The 6,235-nt window shown below is 58.8% G+C and carries 7 protein-coding genes; all 7 read right to left on the bottom strand.

What is annotated here, in order from left to right; genetic code table 11:
* Window positions 1–879 (bottom strand): UDP-N-acetylmuramoyl-tripeptide--D-alanyl-D-alanine ligase (locus tag ABJF76_RS08895; protein WP_413822557.1); only part of this gene is annotated, 879 nt, incomplete at its 3' end.
* The gene (locus ABJF76_RS08900; RefSeq protein WP_413821231.1) at window positions 876–2,351 is read right to left on the bottom strand and encodes a UDP-N-acetylmuramoyl-L-alanyl-D-glutamate--2,6-diaminopimelate ligase; all 1,476 of its coding nucleotides are present in this window, start codon (window positions 2,349–2,351) and stop codon (window positions 876–878) included. The genes ABJF76_RS08895 and ABJF76_RS08900, both read right to left, overlap by 4 nt.
* Window positions 2,352–2,424: 73 nt before the next feature.
* A complete protein-coding gene (locus tag ABJF76_RS08905; RefSeq protein ID WP_413821230.1) occupies window positions 2,425–4,212 on the bottom strand; it encodes a peptidoglycan D,D-transpeptidase FtsI family protein in 1,788 nt (595 codons plus the stop codon).
* Window positions 4,209–4,565, bottom strand: coding sequence for a cell division protein FtsL (locus tag ABJF76_RS08910; RefSeq protein ID WP_413821229.1), 357 nt, complete (start codon window positions 4,563–4,565; stop codon window positions 4,209–4,211). Before ABJF76_RS08910 ends, ABJF76_RS08905 begins: the two co-directional genes overlap by 4 nt.
* On the bottom strand, window positions 4,566–5,531 hold the full coding sequence (rsmH, locus tag ABJF76_RS08915) for a 16S rRNA (cytosine(1402)-N(4))-methyltransferase RsmH (RefSeq protein WP_413821228.1): 966 nt from the start codon (window positions 5,529–5,531) through the stop codon (window positions 4,566–4,568).
* A 1-nt stretch (window position 5,532) separates the two neighbouring features.
* Window positions 5,533–6,024, bottom strand: a complete 492-nt coding sequence (gene mraZ / locus ABJF76_RS08920) for a division/cell wall cluster transcriptional repressor MraZ (protein WP_413821227.1) — start codon at window positions 6,022–6,024, stop codon at window positions 5,533–5,535.
* Between the two features lie 18 nt (window positions 6,025–6,042).
* Window positions 6,043–6,235: hypothetical protein (locus tag ABJF76_RS08925; RefSeq protein WP_413822558.1), on the bottom strand; the 193-nt coding region annotated here is incomplete at its 5' end.

The raw sequence follows: 6,235 nt of genomic DNA on the forward strand, positions 1-6,235 counted from the left end.
CGCAGCCAGCGCACCCAGGCCATTCATCGCATAATGCCGCCCAACAGCGCCCACTTTGAACAGCAAGGGGGCGTCGTGGGCGGTAGCCTGCACCACTGTTGAATCTTGTTTCAGATCAGCGGATTTCAGAACAAAGTCAAAACCGTGTTCGCCAAAGCCAATGTCGCGGCGTTTGGCGTCGTGGGCCTTGGCCTGCAAAATCGCTGCGGTGGAACAGTCGTTGTTCAGGATCGCTGAACCGCCATATTCCAGCCCGTCGATGATCGACGCCTTTTCAACTGCGATCCCGGCGATATCGTCAAAGGCTTCCAAATGTGCCGCCGCAACGGTCGTGATCATCGCCACATGCGGGCGCGCCATTTTGGCCAGCGGAGCAATTTCACCCGGATGGTTCATGCCGATTTCGATCACGGCGTATTCGGTATCTGCGGGCATCCGCGCCAGCGTCAGCGGCACACCCCAATGGTTGTTGTAGCTGGCGACAGACGCATGGGTGCGCCCCTGATCGCCCAACATCGCGCGCAACATTTCCTTGGTCGAAGTTTTGCCAACCGATCCGGTGATCGCAACCACGCGGGCCTCGGTGCGGGCGCGGGCCGCAAGGCCAAGAGCCTCAAGACCTGCCAGTACATCTGGTACGATCAGCAAAGGTGCATCTTCGGCCACACCTTCGGGCACGTGAGTGACTAGGGCCGCCGCCGCGCCGCTTTCCAGCGCTTGAGCCACGAAGTCATGCCCGTCACGGGCGGCTTGCAAAGCGACAAACAAATCGCCTGCCTGCAAGGTGCGGGTGTCGATGGACACGCCTTGCGCAGTCCATTCGATGGTGGCGGTTCCGCCAGTTGCGGCCGCGGCCTCGGCGGACGTCCAAAGGGTCATGTCAGTCTTCCTTCTAGGGCCGCGACGGCCACGCTGGCGTGTTCCACATCATCAAAGGGCAACACATCATCGCCGACGATTTGGCCTGTTTCGTGCCCCTTGCCCGCGATCAACAACGCGTCGCCGGGGTTCAAAGCATCGACAGCGCGCAAGATCGCCTCGGCGCGGTCGCCAACTTCGATGGCTTGGGGGCAGCCCTCCATCACGGCGTTGCGGATGGTGGCCGGGTCTTCGGAGCGGGGATTGTCATCAGTCACAAACACAAGGTCTGCGTTTTGTGCCGCGGCCTGCCCCATCAACGGGCGCTTGCCTGCGTCGCGGTCGCCACCTGCGCCGATGACCGCAACCAATTTGCCCATCACATGCGGGCGCATGGCGGAAAGCGCTGTGGCAACAGCGTCAGGCGTGTGGGCGTAATCCACAAACACAGCCGCCCCGTTTTCGCGCGTTGCGGCCAACTGCATACGTCCACGTACAGTGCCCATATGCGGCAAAGTTTCAAAGACGCGCGCAGGGTCAGCCCCACAGGCGATCACCAGCCCACAGGCCAGCATCACATTGTCCGCTTGAAAGCCACCGATCAGCGGCAAACGCGCCGTATAGGCCCGCCCCTCGTAGTCAAAGCGCACATCTTGCCCTGTGCTGTCAAAACGTTGCCCTGACAGGTGCAGATCACCAGCATCACGCCCCACGGCCATCACCTGTTGGCCCCGCGCATGTGCAATGGCGGCCATATCGATGCCGCGTGCGTCGTCCATGTTGATCACCGCGATGCCGTCTTCGGGCAAGACGCGGGCGAACAGCGCAGCTTTGGCGTCGAAATAGGCCTCGAAGGTTTCGTGATAATCAAGGTGGTCTTGGGTGAAATTGGTAAACCCGGCGGCCTTCAGCGTCACACCGTCTAGACGACGTTGATCCAGACCGTGGCTTGAGGCCTCCATCGCCGCGTGGGTAATCCCAGCCGCTTGGGCATCGGCCAATGTGCGATGCAGCGTGATGGGTTCAGGTGTGGTGTGGGCCAGCGGGGCAGACCACGCCCCTTCGACCCCGGTGGTGCCAAGGTTGACCGCGGCCAGTTCCATTTCGATCCAGATTTGGCGCACAAAGGTCGATACAGATGTTTTGCCATTGGTCCCGGTAACCGCGATCATTGTACCGGGTTGCCCGCCAAACCAAAGGGCTGCGCTGCGCGACAGGGCCGCGCGCGGATCTTCCGTTATCACCACAGCAATGCCGTCAAGGTGGGCGGAGGCGATGTTGGCCCCTGCCCGATCGGTCAACACCGCCGTTGCCCCCATGCGCACGGCAGTTTCGATAAAGGTTGCGCCATGCACGCGGCTGCCCGGCATAGCGGCGAACAAATAGCCGTCTTTGACGATGCGGCTGTCGACAGCCAATCCTGTAATGGTCGGATTTGCGCCGCCTTGGGCGGTCAGGCCCAATGCGGACAGAGGTCGTGCCTGCTCACCCATGCTTTTTTGCCTTTTGGATCAGATGCCACCGACACGTTAAGGTACGGAGGGCACCGTCAGGCCCGTTGAGACCTTAGTTGCTGCTGGTCAGCGTTATATCAGCCAAATTGCGCGTTTCAACATCTGGACGCAAACCTAACAGCGGCGCGATGCGGGCGATCATCTCGGCCGCGATGGGAACGGCTGTCCAACCGGCTGTGCGACGGGGTTTGTCACCCGAGGTTTCAACCGGTTCATCAAGGGTAACGATCAGCACATATTTAGGGTCATTGGCCGGGAACAGGGTCGCAAAAGTGGCGATGACTTTGTCATTATAGTAACCACCTTTGGGTTTGGGTTTGTCCGCTGTTCCGGTTTTACCACCCACGGCATAGCCGGGGACTTCGCCCATGCTTGCAGTACCTTTGGTGACAACGGCGCGCAACATATCACGCGCAGCACTTGCCGCACCTGCACCCAAGACGCGCGGGCCATGACGGGGGCCGTCTTGTTTGATGATTGTAGGTTTGATGGCAAACCCACCATTCGCCAGCGCCGCATAACCCGCGGCCAAATGCATTGGCGATGAAGACAAGCCGTGACCATAGCTGATCGTCACCGCACTTAGGTCTGTCCAGCGTTTGGGCAACAAAGGCTTGCCACTGGCCGCTTCAAGAATTTCGAACGGTGTTGCCTCAAAAAAGCCAAGGGATTTCAGGAATTCTTGCTGACGTTTCACACCAATTTGCAGCGCCATACGCCCGGTGCCCCGGTTCGAAGACTTGACGATGATGTCGGACACGCTGAGCGCACCGTAATTTTTGTTTTGGAATTCACCGATAGGAAAGCCGCCAACCCGCATCGGGCCTTTGGTTTCGATGATGGTATTGGGCGAAACCAATCCCAAATCGACGGCTTGAGCCGCGGCAAAGATTTTGAAGGTCGAACCCAGTTCATAAACCCCCTGCACAGAGCGGTTGAACAGCGGGCTGTCAGACTGATCCCCCGTCAGTGCGACGCGCGGGCGATTGTTGGGATCAAAATCCGGCAATGACACAACCGAGACGACTTCGCCTGTGTGCACATCCATCAATACCGAAGTCGCGCCTTTGGCGTTCATGATCTTCATGCCACCATACAAGACGCGCTCACTTGCGGCCTGCACCGTCAAATCAAGCGATAGTTGCAAAGGGCGCTGACCGTTGGCCGGGTCGCGCAAATAGTCGTCAAAGTACTTTTCAACACCTGCGACACCGATCACCTCGGCTGCATGCACACCCTCTTTGCCAAAGGATGCGCCGCCCAAAACGTGCGCCGCCAGTGATCCATTAGGATAAAGGCGCATGTCGCGCGGCCCAAACAACAGGCCGGGGTCACCGATTTCATGTACGGCTTGTAATTGCTCGGGGCTGATTTTCTTACGAATCCACAGGAACTTACGCTTGCCGGTAAAGTCCTTTAGCAGGTCTTTTTCATCGAGCTCGGGGAAAATGGCGGCCAACTTTTGGGCCGCCCCTTCTTTGTCGATCATCAACGGGGGTTGGGCATAAAGCGCGTGGGTTTCGAAATTCGTTGCCAACAAGCGACCATTGCGATCCACAATGTCAGCGCGCGCCGCAGAAATGGCCGACCCTTGCGCGCTTGCACGGGGTTCCACCGGTTCGGACGAGGCGATGACGCCCATGCGCACGCCCACAACCATAAAGGCGCAGAAAAAGAACGCGCCCAAAACCAACAAACGCCCTTCGGCGCGTTGGCGGGCGGAATCGCGCATTTCTTCGTGGCGGACATGCAGGTTTTCGCGCTCGATGTCTTCGGGGCTTTGTCCGGCCAAACGGGCAGGAAGGATGCGGGCCAAGGGGCGCAAAGGCGTGCGGATCATGGCTGTTGCTCCTGATTGTCGAGGCTGCCGGACACGTCAACACCATTGGAGATGTCCAAGGGTTTAGGCACCGGAAGGCCGATTTCACCCACCTGCCCGAATTGTTCGGACCGGAACGGCAGCAGGCCAAGGCGATTAAAGTTGATATCGGCCAAATCAAGCAAACGATCAGGACGGTTCAGATAGGCCCATTCGGCCCGAAGCACGGCCAGGCGCGCATGCGCATTTCGGATGTCACGGTGCAATTTATCGGTCTGCGACAAGGACGCTTGCGTGGCATAGTTTTCACGGTAAGCCCAAAAGGCCAGCCCGATCACAGCCAGCGTTGTCAGCACATAAAGCACACTACGCATTTACTTCATCCCCTTGGTTTGCGGCATCCCGATGGATTTTGCGTCGATTGTTCCGGCGGGCGCGTCGGTGCGCACCCCAACGCGCAGCTTGGCCGAACGGCTGCGCGGGTTGGCGGCAAGCTCGGCTTCATCTGGTGCGATGGCTTTGCGGCTTTTCAGTTTGAACTGCGCCGCCTCTTGCACGGTTTCGGGGGCGTAGCGATTGGCGTTCGCCCCCCGCCCGCCACGCGCGGTCAAAAAGCGTTTGACCATCCGATCCTCGACCGAATGAAAGGTCACAACGGCCAGTTGCCCGCCCGGTTTCAACGCGCGTTCAGCGGCCATAAGCCCCTGATAAAGTTCGTCGTATTCATTGTTCACTGCAATGCGCAGCGCTTGAAAACTGCGCGTGGCGGGATGGCTTTGGCCCGGTTTGGGGCGTGGCAGGCATTTTTCGACGACACCCGCCAATTCCAACGTTGTGGTGATGGGGCGCGCGGCAAGGATCGCGCGCGCAATGCGTCGGCTGGCGCGTTCTTCGCCGTAGTGAAACAGGATATCGGCCAGCACGGTTTCGTCGGCATTGTTGACCAGATCCGCCGCAGTGGGGCCGTCTTGGGCCATACGCATATCAAGTGGGCCGTCGCGCATAAAAGAAAAGCCGCGCTCGGCCTGATCAAGCTGCATCGAACTGACCCCAAGGTCTAGAACCACGCCATCAAGGTCGGCGCCATATTCATCCAGCTTGGAAAACACACCATGTTGCAAGACCAGACGGTCGCCATAAGGGCCCGCCCATTCCGCAGCCATATCAAAGACCGCCGGGTCGCGATCAACGCCAATGACGCGCGCGGCCCCTGCATCAAGCAAATCGCGGGTATAGCCACCTGCGCCAAACGTCCCGTCCAACCACGTACCCTCAATAGGCGCGCAATGCGACAAGATCGCGTCGATCAAAACTGGTATATGTGGCCCCCCAGCCGTCATCTTAATCTAGCTCTCCGTCTAGATAGACGGATGGATCAATGTTGGGGTCAAACCCATCATCATCAAGGGCCGCGATGCTGGCATCATAGCCATCCGGGCTCCAGATTTCGAAGGTATCGCCGGAGGATACAAAACGCGCCATGCCATCAAGGCCAATCTTTTCGCGCAGTTTAGCAGGCAACACGATGCGGCCCGTGTCATCGACAACCGTTTCGATAGATTGCGCACTATATAGACGCTCCATCGCTTTGCGCTTGGCCGAACCGCGTGAGTGTTTGGAAATCTTGTCGTCGACCTCGTCCATGGCCTCGATTGTGAAGCCCTCAAGGTAGGTGCGCGTGTCGCCGCCGTATACGATGATCACCCGGGGCGGCAGGCCATCTGTCCAATCAGGGTCGCAAGATTCGATCACACGGCGAAAAGAGGCCGGGATAGACACCCTGCCCTTCGCGTCCACCTTGTGGTCGCTTTCGCCTCTGAACCTGCGTGCCACTGTTTGGCCTGCCCTTTTTCAACGTGCACTCTTGTGCGCCTGATATTTCGAACTCGCGCTTCTGTGCGCCTGGTAGTTAAGTGTTGCGCGGTGCGCTTTTTGCCCTGCCTGCGCTCTCGCGCTGAATTCTGTATCCCCTGCGGTTTTTGATGCCCCCATTCGGGGTGCTGAAATTAAAAACGGCGAGTTGATCTGCTGCCACTGATCAACT

Source organism: Tateyamaria sp., from assembly GCF_039940735.1.
Taxonomy (GTDB): domain Bacteria; phylum Pseudomonadota; class Alphaproteobacteria; order Rhodobacterales; family Rhodobacteraceae; genus Tateyamaria.

Excerpts from the sequence above, each read along its gene's own strand:
- ABJF76_RS08900 (WP_413821231.1), bottom strand. The coding sequence starts at position 2,351 with ATGGGTGAGCAGGCACGACCTCTGTCCGCATTGGGCCTGACCGCCCAA.
- ABJF76_RS08905 (WP_413821230.1), bottom strand. The coding sequence starts at position 4,212 with ATGATCCGCACGCCTTTGCGCCCCTTGGCCCGCATCCTTCCTGCCCGT.
- ABJF76_RS08910 (WP_413821229.1), bottom strand. The coding sequence starts at position 4,565 with ATGCGTAGTGTGCTTTATGTGCTGACAACGCTGGCTGTGATCGGGCTG.
- rsmH (WP_413821228.1), bottom strand. The coding sequence starts at position 5,531 with ATGACGGCTGGGGGGCCACATATACCAGTTTTGATCGACGCGATCTTG.